This is a genomic window from Cedecea neteri, assembly GCF_000758305.1.
Classification (GTDB): Bacteria; Pseudomonadota; Gammaproteobacteria; order Enterobacterales; family Enterobacteriaceae; genus Cedecea; species Cedecea neteri_C.
In genome coordinates this window covers 610,968-629,376 of the sequence record NZ_CP009458.1, presented here as the reverse complement: position 1 = coordinate 629,376, position 18,409 = coordinate 610,968, and the positions used below count along the sequence as shown (strand labels likewise).

At 51.3% G+C, this 18,409-nt stretch carries 24 protein-coding genes; 13 read left to right on the top strand and 11 right to left on the bottom strand.

Features of this window, described 5'->3' with window-relative positions; translation table 11 throughout:
- Window positions 1-3: 3 nt before the first annotated feature.
- Genes lptA through LH23_RS02890 form a run of 5 tightly spaced genes read right to left on the bottom strand, consistent with a single transcriptional unit; the run spans window position 4 to window position 3,656 of the window.
- Window positions 4-555 carry a lipopolysaccharide ABC transporter substrate-binding protein LptA gene (gene lptA, locus LH23_RS02910; RefSeq protein ID WP_039288150.1) on the bottom strand — a complete coding sequence of 184 codons (552 nt, stop codon included), beginning with the start codon at window positions 553-555 and terminating at the stop codon, window positions 4-6.
- Complete coding sequence (lptC, locus tag LH23_RS02905) at window positions 524-1,096, bottom strand: LPS export ABC transporter periplasmic protein LptC (protein WP_039288147.1); 573 nt, start codon at window positions 1,094-1,096, stop codon at window positions 524-526. The genes lptA and lptC overlap by 32 nt, the downstream gene beginning before the upstream one ends.
- Window positions 1,093-1,659 carry a 3-deoxy-manno-octulosonate-8-phosphatase KdsC gene (kdsC, locus tag LH23_RS02900; RefSeq protein ID WP_039288143.1) on the bottom strand — a complete coding sequence of 189 codons (567 nt, stop codon included), beginning with the start codon at window positions 1,657-1,659 and terminating at the stop codon, window positions 1,093-1,095. The genes lptC and kdsC overlap by 4 nt, the downstream gene beginning before the upstream one ends.
- 16 nt (window positions 1,660-1,675) lie before the next feature.
- The gene (gene kdsD, locus LH23_RS02895; protein ID WP_039288140.1) at window positions 1,676-2,662 is read right to left on the bottom strand and encodes an arabinose-5-phosphate isomerase KdsD; all 987 of its coding nucleotides are present in this window, start codon (window positions 2,660-2,662) and stop codon (window positions 1,676-1,678) included.
- Window positions 2,663-2,678: 16 nt separating this feature from the next.
- On the bottom strand, window positions 2,679-3,656 hold the full coding sequence (locus LH23_RS02890) for a calcium/sodium antiporter (protein ID WP_039288137.1): 978 nt from the start codon (window positions 3,654-3,656) through the stop codon (window positions 2,679-2,681).
- Window positions 3,657-3,885: 229 nt separating this feature from the next.
- Between LH23_RS02890 and mlaF the strand changes: the two genes are divergently transcribed.
- The 7 genes from mlaF to murA all read left to right on the top strand — a co-directional run bounded on the left by mlaF (window position 3,886) and on the right by murA (window position 8,700).
- On the top strand, window positions 3,886-4,701 hold the full coding sequence (mlaF, locus tag LH23_RS02885; RefSeq protein WP_039288134.1) for a phospholipid ABC transporter ATP-binding protein MlaF: 816 nt from the start codon (window positions 3,886-3,888) through the stop codon (window positions 4,699-4,701).
- Window positions 4,702-4,708: 7 nt separating this feature from the next.
- Complete coding sequence (gene mlaE, locus LH23_RS02880) at window positions 4,709-5,491, top strand: lipid asymmetry maintenance ABC transporter permease subunit MlaE (protein WP_039288131.1); 783 nt, start codon at window positions 4,709-4,711, stop codon at window positions 5,489-5,491.
- 4 nt (window positions 5,492-5,495) lie between these two features.
- Window positions 5,496-6,047: an outer membrane lipid asymmetry maintenance protein MlaD gene (gene mlaD / locus LH23_RS02875; protein WP_008454822.1), complete on the top strand. Its 552-nt coding sequence runs from the start codon at window positions 5,496-5,498 to the stop codon at window positions 6,045-6,047.
- Window positions 6,048-6,064: 17 nt separating this feature from the next.
- The gene (gene mlaC, locus LH23_RS02870; RefSeq protein WP_039288128.1) at window positions 6,065-6,694 is read left to right on the top strand and encodes a phospholipid-binding protein MlaC; all 630 of its coding nucleotides are present in this window, start codon (window positions 6,065-6,067) and stop codon (window positions 6,692-6,694) included.
- Complete coding sequence (gene mlaB / locus LH23_RS02865) at window positions 6,694-6,996, top strand: lipid asymmetry maintenance protein MlaB (RefSeq protein ID WP_039288125.1); 303 nt, start codon at window positions 6,694-6,696, stop codon at window positions 6,994-6,996. The genes mlaC and mlaB overlap by 1 nt, the downstream gene beginning before the upstream one ends.
- A gap of 133 nt (window positions 6,997-7,129) precedes the next feature.
- A complete protein-coding gene (ibaG, locus tag LH23_RS02860; RefSeq protein WP_008454819.1) occupies window positions 7,130-7,384 on the top strand; it encodes a BolA family iron metabolism protein IbaG in 255 nt (84 codons plus the stop codon).
- A 53-nt stretch (window positions 7,385-7,437) separates the two neighbouring features.
- Entirely contained in the window at window positions 7,438-8,700 is a 1,263-nt protein-coding gene (gene murA / locus LH23_RS02855) for a UDP-N-acetylglucosamine 1-carboxyvinyltransferase (protein ID WP_039288121.1), read from the top strand.
- Window positions 8,701-8,746: 46 nt separating this feature from the next.
- Here murA and sfsB read toward each other — a convergent pair whose 3' ends face one another.
- Window positions 8,747-9,010 (bottom strand): DNA-binding transcriptional regulator SfsB, encoded by a 264-nt coding sequence (gene sfsB / locus LH23_RS02850; RefSeq protein ID WP_039288118.1) that lies wholly within the window; start codon window positions 9,008-9,010, stop codon window positions 8,747-8,749.
- 236 nt (window positions 9,011-9,246) lie between these two features.
- Entirely contained in the window at window positions 9,247-10,218 is a 972-nt protein-coding gene (ispB, locus tag LH23_RS02845; protein WP_039296334.1) for an octaprenyl diphosphate synthase, read from the bottom strand.
- Window positions 10,219-10,478: 260 nt separating this feature from the next.
- Between ispB and rplU the strand changes: the two genes are divergently transcribed.
- From rplU to cgtA, 4 genes are all read left to right on the top strand, one after another.
- Window positions 10,479-10,790, top strand: a complete 312-nt coding sequence (gene rplU, locus LH23_RS02840) for a 50S ribosomal protein L21 (RefSeq protein ID WP_008454812.1) — start codon at window positions 10,479-10,481, stop codon at window positions 10,788-10,790.
- A 19-nt stretch (window positions 10,791-10,809) separates the two neighbouring features.
- Window positions 10,810-11,067 (top strand): 50S ribosomal protein L27, encoded by a 258-nt coding sequence (gene rpmA, locus LH23_RS02835; protein WP_007673187.1) that lies wholly within the window; start codon window positions 10,810-10,812, stop codon window positions 11,065-11,067.
- A 90-nt stretch (window positions 11,068-11,157) separates the two neighbouring features.
- On the top strand, window positions 11,158-12,123 hold the full coding sequence (locus tag LH23_RS02830; protein WP_039288111.1) for a DMT family transporter: 966 nt from the start codon (window positions 11,158-11,160) through the stop codon (window positions 12,121-12,123).
- Between the two features lie 16 nt (window positions 12,124-12,139).
- A complete protein-coding gene (gene cgtA / locus LH23_RS02825) occupies window positions 12,140-13,312 on the top strand; it encodes an Obg family GTPase CgtA (protein ID WP_039288108.1) in 1,173 nt (390 codons plus the stop codon).
- A 35-nt stretch (window positions 13,313-13,347) separates the two neighbouring features.
- On the opposite strand, the gene pmrB is transcribed toward cgtA, so the two are convergent.
- The 3 genes from pmrB to dacB are packed head-to-tail and all read right to left on the bottom strand — an operon-like array spanning window position 13,348 to window position 16,498.
- The gene (gene pmrB, locus LH23_RS02820; RefSeq protein ID WP_039288105.1) at window positions 13,348-14,403 is read right to left on the bottom strand and encodes a two-component system sensor histidine kinase PmrB; all 1,056 of its coding nucleotides are present in this window, start codon (window positions 14,401-14,403) and stop codon (window positions 13,348-13,350) included.
- A complete protein-coding gene (gene pmrA / locus LH23_RS02815) occupies window positions 14,400-15,062 on the bottom strand; it encodes a two-component system response regulator PmrA (RefSeq protein WP_039288102.1) in 663 nt (220 codons plus the stop codon). The genes pmrB and pmrA overlap by 4 nt, the downstream gene beginning before the upstream one ends.
- 2 nt (window positions 15,063-15,064) lie before the next feature.
- The gene (gene dacB / locus LH23_RS02810) at window positions 15,065-16,498 is read right to left on the bottom strand and encodes a serine-type D-Ala-D-Ala carboxypeptidase (protein WP_039296331.1); all 1,434 of its coding nucleotides are present in this window, start codon (window positions 16,496-16,498) and stop codon (window positions 15,065-15,067) included.
- A 251-nt stretch (window positions 16,499-16,749) separates the two neighbouring features.
- Here dacB and greA point away from each other — a divergent pair, with 251 nt between their 5' ends.
- Window positions 16,750-17,226, top strand: coding sequence for a transcription elongation factor GreA (gene greA, locus LH23_RS02805; RefSeq protein ID WP_039288100.1), 477 nt, complete (start codon window positions 16,750-16,752; stop codon window positions 17,224-17,226).
- A 105-nt stretch (window positions 17,227-17,331) separates the two neighbouring features.
- Here the strand turns inward: greA and yhbY are convergent, their stop codons facing one another.
- On the bottom strand, window positions 17,332-17,625 hold the full coding sequence (yhbY, locus tag LH23_RS02800) for a ribosome assembly RNA-binding protein YhbY (protein WP_039288098.1): 294 nt from the start codon (window positions 17,623-17,625) through the stop codon (window positions 17,332-17,334).
- A gap of 126 nt (window positions 17,626-17,751) precedes the next feature.
- Here yhbY and rlmE point away from each other — a divergent pair, with 126 nt between their 5' ends.
- Complete coding sequence (gene rlmE, locus LH23_RS02795; RefSeq protein WP_008454794.1) at window positions 17,752-18,381, top strand: 23S rRNA (uridine(2552)-2'-O)-methyltransferase RlmE; 630 nt, start codon at window positions 17,752-17,754, stop codon at window positions 18,379-18,381.
- Window positions 18,382-18,409: the final 28 nt, after the last annotated feature.

The following is an 18,409-nucleotide window of genomic DNA, read 5'->3' as shown; positions in this document are numbered from 1 at the left end:
GAATCAGTTACTCTTTTTCGGTGCCGGTTGCTGGCCGTTTTTGTTTTGCAACTGAGACGGTACCAGTACGGTGGTCACGCGTTTGCCTTTCTCGCTAAACGCCTGCATTTTTTGCTCTTTCACCAGGTAGGTGATTTTGTCGCCGGTGATGTTGCTGTCCAGCTGTTCAAGGTAAGCGTTGCCGGTCAGCACAACGAAGTCTTTAGCCAATTCATAATGCATGGTTGAGGCGTGGCCTTTTACCGGCTTACCGTTGTCCTGCATTTGATAGAAAGTAGCAGGGTTACCATAGCCATCAATCACCTCTTTGCCTTGTTCACCGCCTGGGCGGGTCACAACGACTTTATCGGCGTTGATTTTGATAGTGCCCTGGGTCACAACCACATTGCCGGTGAAGGTGACGACGTTGCCCTGCATATCGAGAGACTGCTGGTCGGATTCGATATGAATAGGTTGGTCGGTATCACCCGTCAGTGCCCAGGCAGACAAAGGTGCGGCAAAGAGCGAACCAAGCAGAACAAGTTTAAGGCTGAGTTTGTTTATTTTGGATTTCATAAGAGGTCTTAACCTTTTCAATCAGCTGTGCAGTTTGGCTGCGTAAATTGCCACGCATTTTCAGGCCACTGGAGTTAAATGTGGTGCCGTACAGGGTAACAAGATCGTCAGAAGCGACATCCTGAGTGATTAAATTCACCTGCGCATTATCCGTCGTGATTTTCCGTAACTGAGAATCAGGCGTTAGCGCTGTGACGATGACGTTGCCGTACAAATAAAGCATTTTATCATCGGTAAGTTTGGCGCGATCCGCGTGAATTTCCCATGTGGCGATTTTATTTTCATCGTACTGAGTCATGACCGGCTTAGTGAACCATGAAATGCCAGTATCGGAAAAGTATTCAACGTGTTGAGCAATAAGCTTATAGTTCAACGCGCCCTGCGGGTTGTATACGACCGTTGTGGAGAATTCGCTTTGGTAAGTCGGCGTGTCGTTGTTAACGGTTACGCTAGGTTCGTCCTTCTCCGTCAGATTCAGGCCGATAAGCACTAATGCCGCAATGGCGAGCAGGAAAATAATCCAACGTTTGGTCTTGCTCATATGGATTGCCCTTTAGCCTCATCAAGCTTGCCTTGCGCCATCAACAGAAGATCGCAGATTTCCCGCACTGCACCTCGCCCACCGCTAATTCTGGTCACATAATCCGCTTTTGGCGTCAATAATGGGTGAGCATCAGCAACGGCAACGCTTAAACCGACTCGTTCCATGACCGGCCAGTCGATCAAGTCATCGCCAATATAGGCCACCTGATCGGGAGACAGCGCAACCTTTGACAGCAAATCCTGAAACGCCACAAGCTTATCTGATTGACCTTGATAGAGATGGGTAATGCCCAACGTTGTGCAGCGATCTTCCAGCAGCTTTGCTTTCCTTCCAGTAATAATAGCGACTTCTATTCCTGAGGTCAGGGCACAGCGAATACCATAGCCATCACGCACGTTGAAGGCCTTAAGCTCTTCACCGCTGTTGCCCATGTAAATAAGGCCGTCAGACATCACGCCGTCGACGTCCAGAATCAGCAGACGAATCTCTTTCGCCCGCGCTATGACCTGCGCGCTTACCGGTCCATAACAGGTATTGAGCAGCGCATCACGGTTACTCATTAAGGCTAATCCTTTTTTAAACTACGCCTGCGCGTAGCATGTCATGCATATGTACCACACCCAGCAACTGGTCGCCATCTGCGACCAGAACCGAAGTAATATGGCGTGACTGCATCAGGTTTAATGCATCAACAGCCAATGTTCCTGGACGTACGCGAATGCCGCCTGTTGTCATGACATCCGCAATACGTAAGGTATGTAAATCGACGCCCATATCGAACACGCGACGCAAATCGCCATCGGTAAAGATACCTTCAATTTTCATCAGGTCATTGCAGATGACCGTCATTCCCATATTTTTACGGGTAATCTCCAACAGCGCATCGCGCAAAGAAGCCTCTTTGCTCACGTGAGGGATATCATCACCAGTGTGCATGATATCGTTTACGCGGAGTAACAGCTTACGACCCAGAGCGCCCCCAGGATGAGACAGCGCAAAATCTTCAGCGGTAAAACCACGGGCTTTCAGTAACGCCACGGCTAGCGCATCGCCCATAACCAGCGTCGCCGTTGTGCTGGACGTTGGCGCGAGGCCGAGAGGGCAAGCTTCCTGAGGCACTTTGATGCACAGATGGATATCCGCTGCGCGTCCCATTGAACTTTCCGGGCGGGCGGTCATGCAAATCAGAGGAACCTGAAGACGCTTTAAGACCGGGATGAGCGCCAGAATTTCGTTCGACTCACCGGAATTAGAAATCGCCAGAACTATATCCTGTGCTGTGACCATGCCTAAATCACCGTGGCTGGCTTCCCCTGGGTGCACAAAAAAAGCTGGCGTGCCGGTGCTGGCAAAGGTTGCCGCTATTTTTTTCCCAATATGACCCGATTTCCCCATCCCCATGACAACAACTTTGCCGGGACAGTAGAATATCTTCTCACAGGCCCGTGAGAAATCGTCGTTAATGTACTGGTCGAGCTGAGCCAGGCCTTCACGTTCAATATTGAGCACGTCTTTGCCCGCTTGTTGAAAGTCAAAACCCGGTGCTAAATCTATATGAGACATAATTCCCGTTCCCACTTTATCCGACGACAGGTGGCGCAACGAACCACAGCACCACGATCCATATGATGAACCCACATGTTAACAGAGCGCCCGCGAGCTTGCCGATTTGGCGAGGTTTACGCCAGCAGAGCAGCGCAAAAACAGCACTTACCGCTAACATCAGCCAATAATCCCGGGCAAAAGCCAACGGGTTCAGGTGGCCCGGCGCCAGCAGTGCAGGAATGCCAAGCACAAACACCACGTTAAAAATGTTCGAGCCGATGATATTACCAATCGCAATGTCATCTTCGCCCTTGCGCGCTCCGGCTATGGCGGTCGCTAATTCTGGCAGGCTGGTGCCAATCGCAATGATCGTCAAACCGATAACCAGTTCGCTTACGCCAAAATAATGGGCAAGCACCGAGGCATTATCGATGACCATCCGCGTTGCCATTGGCATGATAACTAACGCAACGCCTAGCCATAAAAATGCGACGGAAAGGCTGCCTTCTTGAGGGAGTTCGGCCAGTTGTTCCCGCGTCAGACTATCGACACCTTGCCGTTCCGCAAGGCGGCCTATTCTAATGATAAAGAGTAGATATAACACCGCGATTGTCAGCAGCATGACACCTTCTGCCTGCGTCAGCTCCCCGTCATAGAGAAACAGACCTGCGGCGGCACTCACCGCCAACATTAGAGGCAACTCACGGCGTAGAATATCGGAATTAACGGTAAATGGGTGCAGCAGGGCGGCCAGCCCCAGAATCAGCATAATATTGGTGATATTTGAACCAATCGCTGTTCCTACGGCCAAATCCAACTGGCCGTGCAGCGCAGAAGTACTGGCGATGATGATTTCAGGAAGCGAGGTGCCGATGCTGACCACCGTCATGCCGATAATCAGCGGTGGGATCCCAATACTGCGGCAAAGGATTGCTGCGGCGAAAACTAAACGGTCGGCGCCATAGACCACCAGAAGTAAACCAATAATTAATAGCGCCGTAGCTAACAGCATGAAAAATCCTTTATTAGGGTATAATCGCCGATCCTGAGGGCCTGAAGGGTCGGGCAAAACGAAGTGCAGCCTGAGCCTGGCGATAAGTCGTAATTCTGACTTTATGCGGCGAAAAAGTAAAACAAATGCCAGCTTTAGCTAACCTGCGCAGGTAATATTCTGTAAAAATGTTGGGTTTTAGCATCCCTTTGAGGCCATGCTTGCCGGCAAACATAAAAAAGGAAGGGCGATGAGTCAGACAGAAGCGAATCTGGTTGAGATCCGTGGGATGAGTTTCTCCCGCGGAGAGCGGCAGATCTTCGAGAACATTTCGCTGACCGTACCACGCGGCAAAGTGACGGCGATCATGGGGCCATCGGGGATCGGTAAGACAACGCTTTTGAAGCTTATCGGTGGGCAGATCCAGCCGGACAGAGGGGAAATTCTGTTTGATGGCGAAAATGTACCGGCGATGTCGCGCTCGCGGCTGTTTACCGTACGCAAACGCATGAGCATGCTGTTTCAATCCGGCGCCTTGTTTACCGATCTTAACGTGTTTGAAAACGTGGCTTATCCGCTGCGTGAACATCTTCAGTTACCAGAACCTTTATTACACAGTACGGTGATGATGAAGCTGGAAGCTGTCGGGCTTCGCGGGGCAGCGAATCTGATGCCTTCTGAATTATCTGGCGGGATGGCACGCCGCGCCGCGCTTGCCCGCGCTATTGCACTTGAGCCAGACCTGATTATGTTTGATGAACCTTTCGTCGGGCAGGATCCTATTACCATGGGCGTGTTGGTTAAGCTTATTTCAGAACTTAACAGCGCTCTTGGCGTCACCTGCATTGTGGTATCACACGATGTACCAGAAGTCTTAAGCATCGCGGATTACGCTTATATTGCTGCCGATCAGCACATTGTGGCGCAAGGTAGTCCCGCGGAGTTATGTGAAAACCACGATCCACGCGTTAGACAGTTCCTTGATGGGATCGCGGACGGCCCGGTGCCATTCCGTTATCCCGCCGGGGATTATCGACAAGATTTATTACCTGGAACGAGGAGCTAAACTGCTCATGCTGCTAAATGCACTGGCATCTATCGGGCGACGCGGGATAAAAACCTGCGCCTCGTTTGGACGTGCCGGACTGATGTTATTCAACGCGCTGGTAGGGAAGCCGGAGTTTCGCAAGCATGCGCCGTTGCTGGTTCGTCAGCTTTATAACGTCGGCGTGTTGTCGATGCTGATTATTATGGTTTCCGGCCTGTTCATCGGGATGGTGCTTGGTTTGCAGGGATACCTGGTGCTGACGACGTACAGCGCCGAATCGAGCCTCGGCATGCTGGTAGCCCTTTCACTGCTCCGTGAGCTGGGTCCGGTTGTTGCCGCGCTGCTGTTTGCCGGGCGAGCGGGTTCCGCATTAACCGCTGAAATTGGCCTGATGCGCGCGACAGAGCAACTGTCCAGCATGGAGATGATGGCGGTCGATCCGCTGCGCCGCGTCGTGTCACCGCGATTTTGGGCTGGGGTGATCTCGCTGCCGCTTCTGACGCTTATCTTTGTTGCCGTGGGCGTTTGGGGCGGCGCACTTGTGGGCGTTAACTGGAAAGGTATTGATGCCGGTTTCTTCTGGTCAGCAATGCAAAATGCGGTCTCATGGCGGCTGGATTTGGTTAACTGCGTGATTAAAAGCGTAGTCTTCGCCATTACCGTAACATGGATCGCGTTATTCAACGGGTACGATGCTATTCCGACTTCTGCCGGGATTAGCCGGGCAACCACGCGCACCGTTGTGCACGCTTCTCTGGCCGTTTTGGGCCTCGATTTTGTGCTGACAGCACTGATGTTTGGGAATTGAGTTCATGCAAACAAAGAAATTTGAAGTTTGGGTTGGTGCTTTTCTGCTGGTTGCGCTGGTCGCCATTATTTTTCTCTGCCTGAAGGTGGCGAATGTTACTTCACTGCGCAGCGAGCCGACGTATCGGGTATACGCCACTTTCGACAACATCGGTGGCCTGAAAATGAGTTCCCCGGTTCGCCTCGGTGGTGTTGTTATTGGTCGTGTTGATGGTATTGCTCTGGACCCGAAAACCTATCTGCCTCGCGTAACGCTGGACATTGAGCAGCGCTACAACCAGATTCCGGATACAAGCTCTCTGGCGATTCGTACCTCTGGCCTGCTGGGCGAGCAATATATTGCTCTTAACCTCGGTTTTGATGATCCCGAGCTGGGGTCATCTATGCTGAAAGATGGCAGTACCATTCAGGACACAAAGTCTGCTTTGGTGCTTGAGGATCTGATAGGCCAGTTCCTTTATAAGAGCGGCAACGGAGATAATAAGAATTCTGGCGATGCCGAAGCCCATTCTGCAGGCCATACTGATGCCGCACCGCAGTCAGGTACTACGAATTAATTTAAGAGGAACGAGTGATGTTTAAGCGTCTTATTATGGTAGCCATGCTGGTAATCGCCCCATTTGCGATGGCGGCAGACCAGACTAACCCTTACAAATTAATGAACGAGGCGGCGCAGAAGACCTTTGATCGTCTGAAAAATGAGCAGCCTCAAATTCGACAGAACCCGAATTATCTGCGGGAGATCGTTGGCCAGGAATTACTGCCATACGTGCAGGTAAAATACGCGGGTGCGCTGGTATTAGGGCGTTACTACAAAGATGCAACACCTGCGCAGCGAGATGCCTACTTCAAGGCTTTTGAAGAGTACCTTAAGCAGGCTTATGGGCAGGCGCTGGCGCTGTACCATGGTCAGACTTACCAAATTGCTCCCGAGCAACCGCTGGGTAATGCTGATATCGTGGCGATCCGCGTGACGATTATCGATCCAAACGGTCGCCCGCCGGTGCGCCTTGACTTCCAGTGGCGTAAGAATAGCCAAACTGGGAACTGGCAGGCTTACGATATGATCGCCGAAGGGATCAGCATGATCACCACCAAACAAAATGAGTGGAGCGATCTGTTGCGTACCAAAGGCATTGATGGTTTGACTGCGCAGCTGCAGTCGATTTCGAAACAGCCAATTACCCTGGACAGTAAAAAGTAATGGCGGAAGAACTAAGCTGGAAGCTGGACGGTACAACGCTGCATTTCTTCGGAGAGCTGGATGGCGGCACCGTTAATTCGCTTTGGCAGCAGCGTGAGAAAGTGGTCGCGGGTATCAATCTTTTTGAGCTAAGTGGCTTAACTCGCGTTGATACCGCCGGGCTGGCGTTGCTTATTCACCTGACAGCCATCGTGGCTCGCCAGGGAAACAAGATCGAGCTTAGGGGCGCCACTGATAATTTGCGCACGCTGGCGCAACTCTACAATTTGCCAGAGGCATTGTTGCCGCATCTGGCAGGCTAATGATTTCAGCACGTTACTTTCAAAGCCCTCGAACTGTTAAGTTCCGGGGCTTTTTGCTTATTTAAGCTGACGCCACTTTCCTCTAAGATGTGTGGCTTATCTCATCATTCATTAATCGACGAATAGATACCCCATGGAAAATCATGAAATTCAGACAGTGCTGATGAACGCACTGCCCCTCCAGGAAGTCCACGTCTCTGGCGATGGCAGCCACTTTCAGGTGATAGCGGTGGGTGAGTTATTCGCCGAGTTAAGTCGCGTCAAAAAGCAGCAAACGGTGTATGCCCCGCTGATGGAGTTCATCGCTGACAACCGCATGCATGCTGTTTCTATTAAGACCTATACGCCGGAAGAGTGGGCGCGCGACCGCAAACTAAATGGTTTTTGAATCATCGGCTCAGGCTGGTGATAACGTTTTGAATTTAAAAGAGAACAGTTTCAATGGATAAATTTCGTGTGCAGGGGCCTACCCGCCTGAGTGGGGAAGTCACAATCTCAGGGGCTAAAAACGCCGCGCTGCCGATCCTCTTCGCAGCCCTTCTGGCAGAAGAGCCGGTAGAGATTCAGAACGTTCCAAAACTGAAAGATATTGATACCACAATGAAGCTGCTGAGCCAGCTGGGTACCAAAGTTGAGCGCAATGGTTCCGTCTACATTGACGCCAGCGGTGTGAATATCTTCTGTGCGCCTTATGACCTGGTGAAAACCATGCGTGCATCTATTTGGGCGCTGGGGCCTCTGGTTGCTCGCTTTGGCCAGGGGCAGGTTTCTCTGCCTGGTGGCTGTGCCATCGGCGCTCGCCCGGTAGATCTGCACATCACCGGCCTGGAGCAGCTTGGCGCGGAAATTAAGCTGGAAGAAGGTTACGTTAAGGCGTCGGTGAATGGCCGCCTTAAAGGGGCCCACATTGTGATGGATAAGGTGAGCGTCGGCGCGACCGTGACTATCATGAGTGCAGCTACGCTTGCGGAAGGTAAAACGATCATTGAAAACGCCGCGCGTGAACCGGAGATCGTTGATACCGCGAACTTCCTCAACACCCTGGGTGCGAAGATCAGCGGCGCAGGCACCGATCGTATCACGATCGAAGGTGTTGCTCGTTTGGGCGGGGGCGTTTATCGCGTGCTGCCTGACCGCATTGAAACCGGGACCTTCCTGGTGGCCGCTGCAATCTCTGGCGGTAAAATTCTTTGCCGTAACGCACAGCCCGATACTCTGGATGCCGTGTTGGCGAAGCTGCGTGAAGCTGGCGCGGAGGTTGAAACGGGTGAAGACTGGATCAGCCTTGATATGCATGGTCAGCGTCCAAAAGGCGTGACGGTGCGTACTGCTCCGCACCCAGGCTTCCCTACCGATATGCAGGCGCAATTCACGCTGCTAAACCTGGTGGCGGAAGGGACTGGCGTGATTACCGAAACTATCTTCGAAAACCGCTTCATGCATGTGCCTGAATTAATCCGTATGGGCGCGCATGCTGAGATCGAAAGCAATACGGTTATCTGCCACGGGGTTGAAAAGCTTTCCGGCGCTCAGGTAATGGCTACCGATCTTCGTGCTTCTGCAAGTCTTGTTCTGGCGGGCTGTATCGCTGAAGGAACAACGATAGTGGATCGTATTTATCATATCGATCGCGGCTACGAGCGCATTGAAGATAAACTTCAGGCGCTGGGCGCTAAGATTGAACGCGTGAAGGGTAGCGAGTAAGCGACTTTTTTATCGTGACAAAAAGCCGGGGCATGCCCCGGCTTTTTTATTGCTGCCGAATCTTTCTGGTTCTGTCGATAAATTCATGGGTTACCGGATCGTGGTAACGCGAGGGCCAGATGATCTGAGGGGCTACGCCTAAAGCCCGAGCGATAATAAACTCCCCTTTAGGCCATGGGCGCGATAACGCGTTTGCGAGCGTTGAAGAGCTTAAACCTGACTGACGTGATAAGGCGGCAAGCGACGTTCTCTTTTTTCTCAGGCCGGCAATGATGTCTGCCGGATGCCAGTCCACATACTGATTTTCCATAATCTCTCCCTGTAATCTTACAAGTCCTGCTCTGAACTGAGCAATAACACTGGAAATTTATAACATAAAAATTTCCAAATGATTCCAGTAAGTGCAAGGAATAATAAATTCTGTGTTTCCATCCGCAAATATGATGAAAGCTAATGAAAATGATTAGAAAAGGAAAAGAAGGGAAAGGTGAGGGGAATGATTTATTGGAAACTTTAGCGCGCCTTTTCGGCGCGCTAAAGTCCAGGCTAACGATCGCGCTGTACGGACATGTGGGCCAGAGAGATCAGAGCTTCTCGATGTGGGCTATCAGGGAGGACAGAGAGAGCATCGATCGCTTTATCCGCTTCCTCTTCGGCACGCTGGCGAGTCCATTCCAGGGAACCGCAATCCGACATGGCTTTTAATACGGGTTCTAGCAGGTGACGCCCATTTCCTTGTTCGATCGCTTCACGGATCATCTGCGCTTGCTCTGGTGAGCCATTGCGCATCGCGTGCAACAGCGGCAGCGTCGGTTTGCCTTCGTTCAAATCGTCGCCTACGTTTTTACCCAACGTTTGTCCGTCTGAGCTGTAATCCAACAGGTCATCTATAAGCTGGAAGGCTGTGCCCAGGTAACGCCCATAATCCTGCAGGGCTTTTTCCTGAACTTCCGTAGCACCCGCCAGAATTCCGGAGCATTGAGCAGCGGCTTCAAACAAGCGAGCCGTTTTGCTGTAGATGACCCGCATGTAGCTTTCTTCAGTGATGTCAGGATCATTACAGTTCATCAGCTGCAACACTTCGCCTTCGGCTATAACATTCACAGCCTCTGACATCACCTCCAGCACCTTCAAAGAACCGAGGCTGGTCATCATCTGAAATGCTCGTGTATAGATGAAATCACCGACCAGGACGCTTGCTGCGTTGCCGAAAGCCGCATTGGCGGTAGCTTTACCCCGACGCATATCTGATTCGTCCACGACGTCATCGTGAAGCAGAGTAGCGGTATGTATGAATTCGATCAGCGCTGCAATTCTGACATGGGCCTGCCCTTCATAGGAAAGCGCCCGTGCAGCGAGCACGGCAATCATTGGACGGATGCGTTTACCGCCCCCGCTGACAATGTAGTAACCCAACTGGTTGATCAGTTGGACATCGGAATTCAATTGCTCAAGGATTGTCGCATTGACACCCGCCATATCTTGCGCGGTTAACTCATTAATTTTTTCTAAATTCATCGCAAAAGTCTGGCTTTCGTCCTGTTTATTCCACATCCATATGGCATAACGAGAGGGTTGAGGTTCGATACTGTAGTACAGATTGTACTGAAAAAACGAGGCAGATAAACGGTGTGTGTGCTGTTGCGTTTTTTTTCTACGGTAATTGACGATCGGGCTTGTCAAACCCTCACGATTTGCGTAATATTCGCGCCCTATTGTGAATATTTATAGCGCTACCTGAATCCAATGAAAGGCAAGCGCGGAAAGCGGAGTTTTATATGTACGCGGTTTTCCAAAGTGGTGGTAAACAACACCGAGTAAGCGAAGGTCAGACCGTTCGCCTGGAAAAGCTGGACATCGCAACTGGCGAAACTGTTGAGTTCGCTGAAGTTCTGATGATCGCAAACGGTGAAGAAGTCAAAATCGGCGTTCCTTTCGTTGATGGTGGCGTTATTAAGGCTGAGGTTGTTGCTCACGGTCGTGGCGAGAAAGTTAAGATCGTTAAGTTCCGTCGCCGTAAGCACTATCGTAAGCAAGCGGGCCATCGTCAGTGGTTCACTGATGTGAAAATCACTGGCATCAGCGCCTAAGACCTGAGGAGTAGATTAAATGGCACATAAAAAGGCTGGCGGCTCAACTCGTAACGGTCGCGATTCAGAAGCAAAACGCCTGGGTGTAAAACGCTTTGGTGGTGAAACTGTACTGGCTGGTAGCATCATCGTTCGTCAACGTGGCACCAAATTCCACGCTGGCAACAATGTAGGTTGTGGTCGTGACCACACCCTGTTTGCTAAAGCAGACGGTAAAGTAAAATTCGAAGTTAAAGGCCCGAACAATCGTAAATACATCAGCATCGTTGCTGAGTAAGTTTTTCGGTCCGGTAACGGATGAAAGCCCCGCAACGTGTTGCGGGGCTTTTTACATTGTACGCCTGGTAAATTAAAACAGGGAATGGGCATGGGGCAGCAGGCGGGAATCGGTATTCTTTTAGCGTTAACCACGGCGATGTGCTGGGGTGCTTTACCTATAGCGATGAAGCAGGTGCTTCCGGTCATGGCACCGCCGACTGTGGTCTTTTATCGATTTTTGATGGCCAGTATTGGTCTGGGTATTTTCCTTGCGATTCGGGGAAAATTGCCGCCGCTCAGAATGTTCCGCAAGCCCCGGTGGCTAGTGCTGTTAGCGATCGCCACAGGCGGATTGTTTGGCAACTTTCTGCTCTTTAGTTCTTCCCTGCAGTATTTGAGTCCTACTGCGTCTCAGGTTATTGGCCAGCTTTCCCCTGTAGGAATGATGGTGGCGAGCGTAGTAGTGCTGAAAGAGAGAATGCGTGGCACACAGATTATTGGTGCCATTATGCTCTTGTGTGGTCTGGTGATGTTCTTCAACACCAGTCTTGTAGAGATTTTTACTCGCCTGACGGATTACACCCTTGGTGTCATCTTCGGCGTGCTGGCGGCAACGGTTTGGGTCAGCTATGGTGTGGCGCAGAAGGTGTTATTACGCCGGTTAGCCTCACAGCAGATTCTCTTTTTGTTGTACACTTTATGTACTATTGCACTTTTGCCGCTGGCAAAACCAGGTGTGATTTTCCAGCTTAGTGGCTGGCAACTGGCATGTCTGGTTTTTTGCGGTCTGAATACGCTGGTAGGATATGGCGCGCTCGCTGAGGCGATGGCGCGCTGGCAGGCCTCCCAGGTTAGCGCCATCATTACGCTAACCCCGTTATTTACGTTGTTGTTCTCAGACCTGCTGTCTCAGGCCTGGCCCGAGTATTTCGCCATACCGATGCTTAACCTCGTGGGTTATATCGGGGCACTTGTGGTTGTGGCTGGTGCGATGTATTCCGCGATTGGCCATCGCCTTTGGGGGCGCTGGCATAAAACCGAAACGGCCACACCAGTGCAGCGTTCGGGCGAATGATTTACGGAGAAGTAAGATGAAGTTTGTTGATGAAGCAACGATCCTGGTCGTAGCAGGTGATGGTGGTAACGGCTGCGTTAGCTTCCGCCGTGAAAAATATATCCCGAGAGGCGGCCCGGATGGCGGTGATGGTGGTGATGGTGGTGATGTGTGGCTTGAAGCTGACGAGAACCTGAACACACTCATCGATTATCGTTTTGAAAAAGCCTTCCGCGCCGAGCGTGGCCAGAACGGCCAAAGCCGTGACTGTACCGGTAAGCGTGGACATGACGTCACCGTGAAGGTGCCAGTCGGTACCCGAGTTATCGATCAGGGCACCGGCGAAACCATGGGCGATATGACTCAGCACGGTCAGAAGCTGATGGTTGCTAAAGGCGGCTGGCATGGTCTGGGTAATACCCGTTTTAAATCCTCGGTTAACCGTACTCCACGCCAGAAAACGATGGGGACGCCAGGTGAAAAACGCGACCTGCAGCTAGAACTGATGCTGCTGGCTGATGTGGGTATGCTGGGTATGCCAAATGCGGGTAAGTCCACCTTTATCCGTGCGGTATCTGCTGCGAAGCCAAAAGTGGCTGATTATCCGTTTACCACGTTGGTGCCAAGCCTTGGCGTTGTCCGTATGGATAACGAGAAGAGCTTTGTTGTCGCGGATATTCCAGGACTGATTGAAGGTGCTGCCGACGGTGCTGGCCTCGGTATTCGCTTCCTTAAGCACCTTGAGCGCTGTCGCGTGCTGCTGCATCTCATTGACATTGAGCCTATCGATGGTTCCGATCCGGTTGAAAACGCCCGTATCATCGTTGGCGAGCTGGAAAAATACAGCGAAAGCCTGGCATCTAAACCTCGCTGGCTTGTATTTAACAAAATCGACCTGATGGACAAAGCGCAGGCTGAAGAGAAGGCGAAGGCGATTGCCGAAGCACTCGGCTGGGAAGATAAATTCTACCTTATCTCTGCGGCAAGCCAGATGGGCGTGAAAGACCTCTGCTGGGATGTGATGACGTTTATCATCGAAAACCCAATTACGGCGGCTGAAGTCGCTAAGCAGCCTGAGAAAGTCGAGTTTATGTGGGATGATTACCATCGCCAGCAGCTCGACGAAATGGAAGCTGAAGCAGAAGAAGACTGGGATGACGACTGGGACGATGAAGACGACGAAGGCGTCGAAATTATCTACCAGAAGTAAGTCTCAACGAAGAAGGCCGGTGCTCCCGGCCTTTTTTATTGGATGCTGTTTGGAAGCCAGCAGTCAGCCTGCAAGCCGCCTTCAGCGCGGTTATCCAGTTCAAGGCGGCCATGATGGAGCTGCACAATACGTAGCACAATGTTCAGGCCTAGCCCGCTACCGCCGTAACGCTGGTCCATACGCCTGAAAGGTTCCGTTATCTGTTGAAGATACTCAGCTTTAATGCCCGGCCCGCTGTCGGCAACGCTCAACAGAGTTCCTCCCTCTTTCTCTGCCAGCATCACATGAATCACGCCTTTTTCTGGGCTATAGCGGGAGGCATTTTCCAGCAGGTTACGCAGCATTAAACGCAGCAGCACGGCATCACCCTGCACGGTCAGAGATAAATCCGCAGGCCAGATGAGCTTTTGCCCGCGAGGCGCAGCCAATTCTTCCATTTCCATCTTCAGCGGCGCAACGATGTCGCTGCTCCAGGTCAGAGTATTGTAATGCCCGCTGGCAAGAGCTTGTCCGGCGCGGGAAAGCATCAGGAGCTGTTCAATGGTATGCATGAGCTGATCGATACGTGTTAGCAGCATCGGGGCCTGTGTTACCCCATTTTTTACCATTAATTCCAGATGTAACCTGAGGCCTGCAAGTGGTGTTCTCAGTTCATGGGCCGCATCTGCAGTGAATAAGCGCTCCTGTTGAATGGTATGGTCCAGACGGCCAAGCAACTGGTTGAGGGAATTGGTCACTGCCACCATTTCGTCCATGTCGGAAAACATGGGTAGGGGAGTGAGGTTGTCGGCTGAACGGTTAGCCAGGCTTGAACGCAATTGGTTTAGCGGACGGGTTATCCAGGTAATTGCCCAGAAAGAGAAAAACAGCGTAAAGGCAACCATAACCAGAGAAGGGACTAGCAGAGAGGCAATCGCTTCACGAATCTCTTTCTCGACCTGCTGGTTTCGGGCTTTTGCGGAGAGCGTTTCACTCACCAAAAAGCCAATCTGTTCGCGACTTTCATGCCAAAGCCAGACAACGCTAATCAGCTGGAAGAAAAGAAGAATCAGCGCCAGCAGGATCATCAGGCGCCGGCGCATGCTGCTCATGAACGAGTTTCCAGCCGGTAGCCAACGCCACGCACGGTTTTGATTCTGTCTTTGCCTAATTTTCGACGTAGATTATGAATGTGCACTTCAAGGGTATTGGAGCTCGGATCGTCCTGCCAGCTGTAAATATCCTGCTGCAGTGTTTCGCGATGGACCGTCTGGCCGATGCGCATCATCAGGCGGGTCAGAAGCGCGAATTCTTTGGGCGTAATTTCTACAGCCTGGTTGGCGAGCAGCACCTGCTGAGTCTGCAAATTGAGAGTTAAATCGTCTTCCTGAAGCAGGTTGTCGCTGTGGCCCTGATAGCGGCGGATCAATGCCCTTGCACGCGCCTGAAGCTCTGCCAGCGCAAAAGGTTTAACCAGATAATCATCAGCACCGGAGTCCAGACCGTTTACCCTGTCTTCAAGTGCATCACGAGCGGTCAGGATAAGCACAGGATTTTTTATCCCGCGACGACGCCACTGGCTTAGCAGTGTCGCACCGTCTTTGTCAGGGAGGCCCAGGTCGAGAATGATCAGGCTGTATTCACCGCTTTGCAGCAGAGCATCGGCCTCCGCTGCCGTGGCGGCGCAGTCCAACGCATAGCCTTCACCGTCTAATGCCAGTGAAAGACCTTCCTGTAGCAGTAAATCGTCTTCAACAATAAGCAGTTTCATAGCTAATTATTTTGGTAAATATCCTTGTAAAGTCTGCTTTCGAAGCGCACTAGCGGAATGCGGCGATTACGCTGGTCTGCAGGTTCAACGGCATAGCCGGAGAGATACTGCACGAAAGCCATACGTTGCCCGCTTGCCGTTGTAATGAAGCCAGCCAGATTATAAACCCCTTGCAACGAGCCTGTTTTCGCCGACACTTTGCCGTCGACGCCCGCTTGATGCAGGCCTGCGCGATACTGCAGGGAGCCATCATAACCAGCGAGTGGAAGCATGGAGATAAAGTTTAGCTGATTATCGTTCTGTGCGATGTATTGCAGCACCTGCATCATTGTGGCCGGTGAAATCAGGTTATGGCGCGAAAGGCCTGAGCCATCGACGACAATACTGTTCCCCAAATCTACGCCTGCTTTTTGGCGCAATATCTGGCGTACAGCATCAGCACCTGCCCGCCAGGTGCCAGGAACACCCAACCGGTTATGTCCAATGGTCCTGAATACGGTATCGGCAATCATGTTATCGGATTTCTTGAGCATGATTTTAAGCAGGTCATGAAGCGGTGCTGATTGCTTGCTGGCGATAACCGTTCCCGGCTCATTAGGTTGCGTCTGGCGCAGCAGTGTTCCGCTGTAGCTGATCCCTGCCTGCTTCAATTCATCTTTGATGATTGCGCCTGCATAGCTGGCCCCATCCTGAATGGCGAAGGCTAATGGCAGCGGATCGGCACGCTGTGTAAGGCAGCCTGTAAGCGTATAGCGGTTGAGATCGCCTGGGACAACATCCAGTTCACAGTATTGGGCGTCGGGAGAGCCTTTGGCCAGCGTTCTGACCTGACTAAACATCACCACTGGATAGTAAGAAGCAATGCGAATATAGGCTAAATCATCAGCTTTCGGGGCGCTGTATAAGGAAATAGAGAAGCAGTTTCGGTCTACTATGGCGGCGGCTGGCGGTGCGCTGAAGCACTGCGTCATGTCGTTCCACGGCCAGCCGGGGGCTTTATCGTGGCTGGCAAAAATAGATGTGTCGACCAGCACGTTGCCCTTAATCTGTTGGACGCCTGCTTTTTTTAATTCGGCAACCATGTTGCGAATATCCTGACGCTTTAGCGTAGGATCGCCGCCGAAGCGGGCGATAAGATCGCCGTTAAGTACGCCATTATCGATTTGAGCACGACTTTCTAGCGTTGTGGTAAAGCGAAAATCCGGGCCCAGTTGAAGGAGGGCCGCTAGCGCCGTAATCACTTTCTGAGTACTGGCAGGCAGAGCCATTTGCTGGCTGTGATAATCGATGAACGGGCTCGTGGCACCGACTTTTTGCACCATCAGTGCCAGGTTCGCCCCGTCAGGCAACTGGGAGGTGTACTCTTCAACGTTCGCAGCCTGAACATTCATAGCTACGGCAGCGGTCAACCCAATGACAAATCTCAAAAATCGCATAATCTCGCGGTAACGGCCTGGAAACGTGACCGCCATACTACGGTGCATTATGGTGCAAAGTAAACGATGACCCTTAGGGAACTCCAGGGTAAAATACCGGTCAATTTGAAAACTGTTACTGACCTGGAGTTATCACCCCGGGTCGGTTTTCTTTTATTTGTTGCCGGAGAGACGCACGTTACCGGCCATGCTCTTAAGCCAGCGCGGTGTTTTGCCCTGCTGCAGAGGACTGATTTTAAGAGGTATAACAAATGCAACCTATTCCGATGACCTTACGTGGCGCTGAACAACTTCGCGAAGAACTGGATTTCCTGAAATCCGTTCGCCGTCCTGAAATCATTGCTGCCATTGCCGAAGCTCGTGAACATGGCGATCTGAAAGAAAATGCTGAATATCATGCCGCGCGTGAGCAGCAGGGTTTTTGTGAAGGCCGCATCCAGGATATCGAAGCTAAGCTTTCTAATGCTCAGGTGATCGATGTCACAAGAATGCCAAATAATGGCCGTGTGATTTTTGGTACTACCGTAACAGTACTGAACCTGGACAATGACGAAGAGCTTACTTATCGCATCGTTGGCGACGATGAGGCTGATTTTAAAAAGAATCTTATCTCTGTAAATTCGCCTATTGCTCGCGGTCTTGTGGGTAAAGAATGCGACGATGTTGTCGTAATTCGCACGCCGGGTGGCGATGTCGAATTTGAAATCTTAAAGGTAGAATATCTGTAATTTTTACTACGCCCACTAAAGGGTTGGCGTATTGTAAAGAAAAGAAAAAGGCCGCATAGCGGCCTTTTATCAACGAACATAGCGTGGCATTTTGCACACCTCTGCTTATTTCGGCAGAGAAATCTTACGCTCTTTAGAAGGGCGATAGAGCACCAGCGTTTTACCGATGACCTGTACGTTACAGGCGCCGGTTTCCCGCACGATGGCATCCACAATTAAGGTTTTGTTTTCGCGATCTTCCGTTGCGATCTTCACCTTGATTAATTCATGGTGCTCAAGCGCTTGTTCAATCTCGGCCAGTACCCCTTCGGTCAAACCATTATTGCCAAGCATAACCACCGGCTTGAGCGGATGGGCCAGACCTTTTAGGTGCTGTTTTTGTTTAGTACTCAGATTCATCGTATTTTTTGCTTACGTTGGGATTGAAAACGGTTCATTCTACCGCCATCTCCAGTGTATCGCCAAATCGGCTGTGCTGATTGTTAGTTAGCCTGCTATTCACGATGAACAAAGTTGGATATTGAGATGACAGGTAAGAAGCGTTCTGCCAGCTCCAGTCGCTGGCTGCAGGAACACTTTAGCGATAAATATGTTCAACAGGCACAGAAAAAGGGGTTGCGGTCCCGTGCCTGGTTTAAACTTGATGAAATACAGCAAAGTGACAAACTTTTTAAGCCAGGAATGACTATTGTTGATCTTGGTGCTGCACCCGGCGGGTGGTCACAATATGTCGTGACGCAAATCGGGAATCAGGGGCGAATCATCGCTTGCGATCTTTTACCAATGGATCCTATCGTTGGTGTGGACTTCCTTCAGGGCGATTTTCGTGATGAATTAGTCGTCAAGGCCCTGCTGGAACGTGTTGGTGACAGTAAAGTGCAGGTTGTCATGTCAGATATGGCGCCAAACATGAGCGGGACACCGGCAGTCGATATTCCCCGCGCTATGTACTTGGTTGAACTGGCACTGGAAATGTGTCGGGACGTACTGGCGCCGGGCGGTAGTTTTGTAGTGAAAGTGTTTCAGGGCGAAGGTTTCGATGAATACCTGCGAGAAATTCGCTCCCTGTTTACGACGGTTAAAGTTCGTAAGCCGGACTCTTCTCGTGCCCGCTCACGTGAAGTGTACATTGTAGCGACCGGGCGCAAACTATAGTACCCTGACGCTGTTTGTTAACACAGTT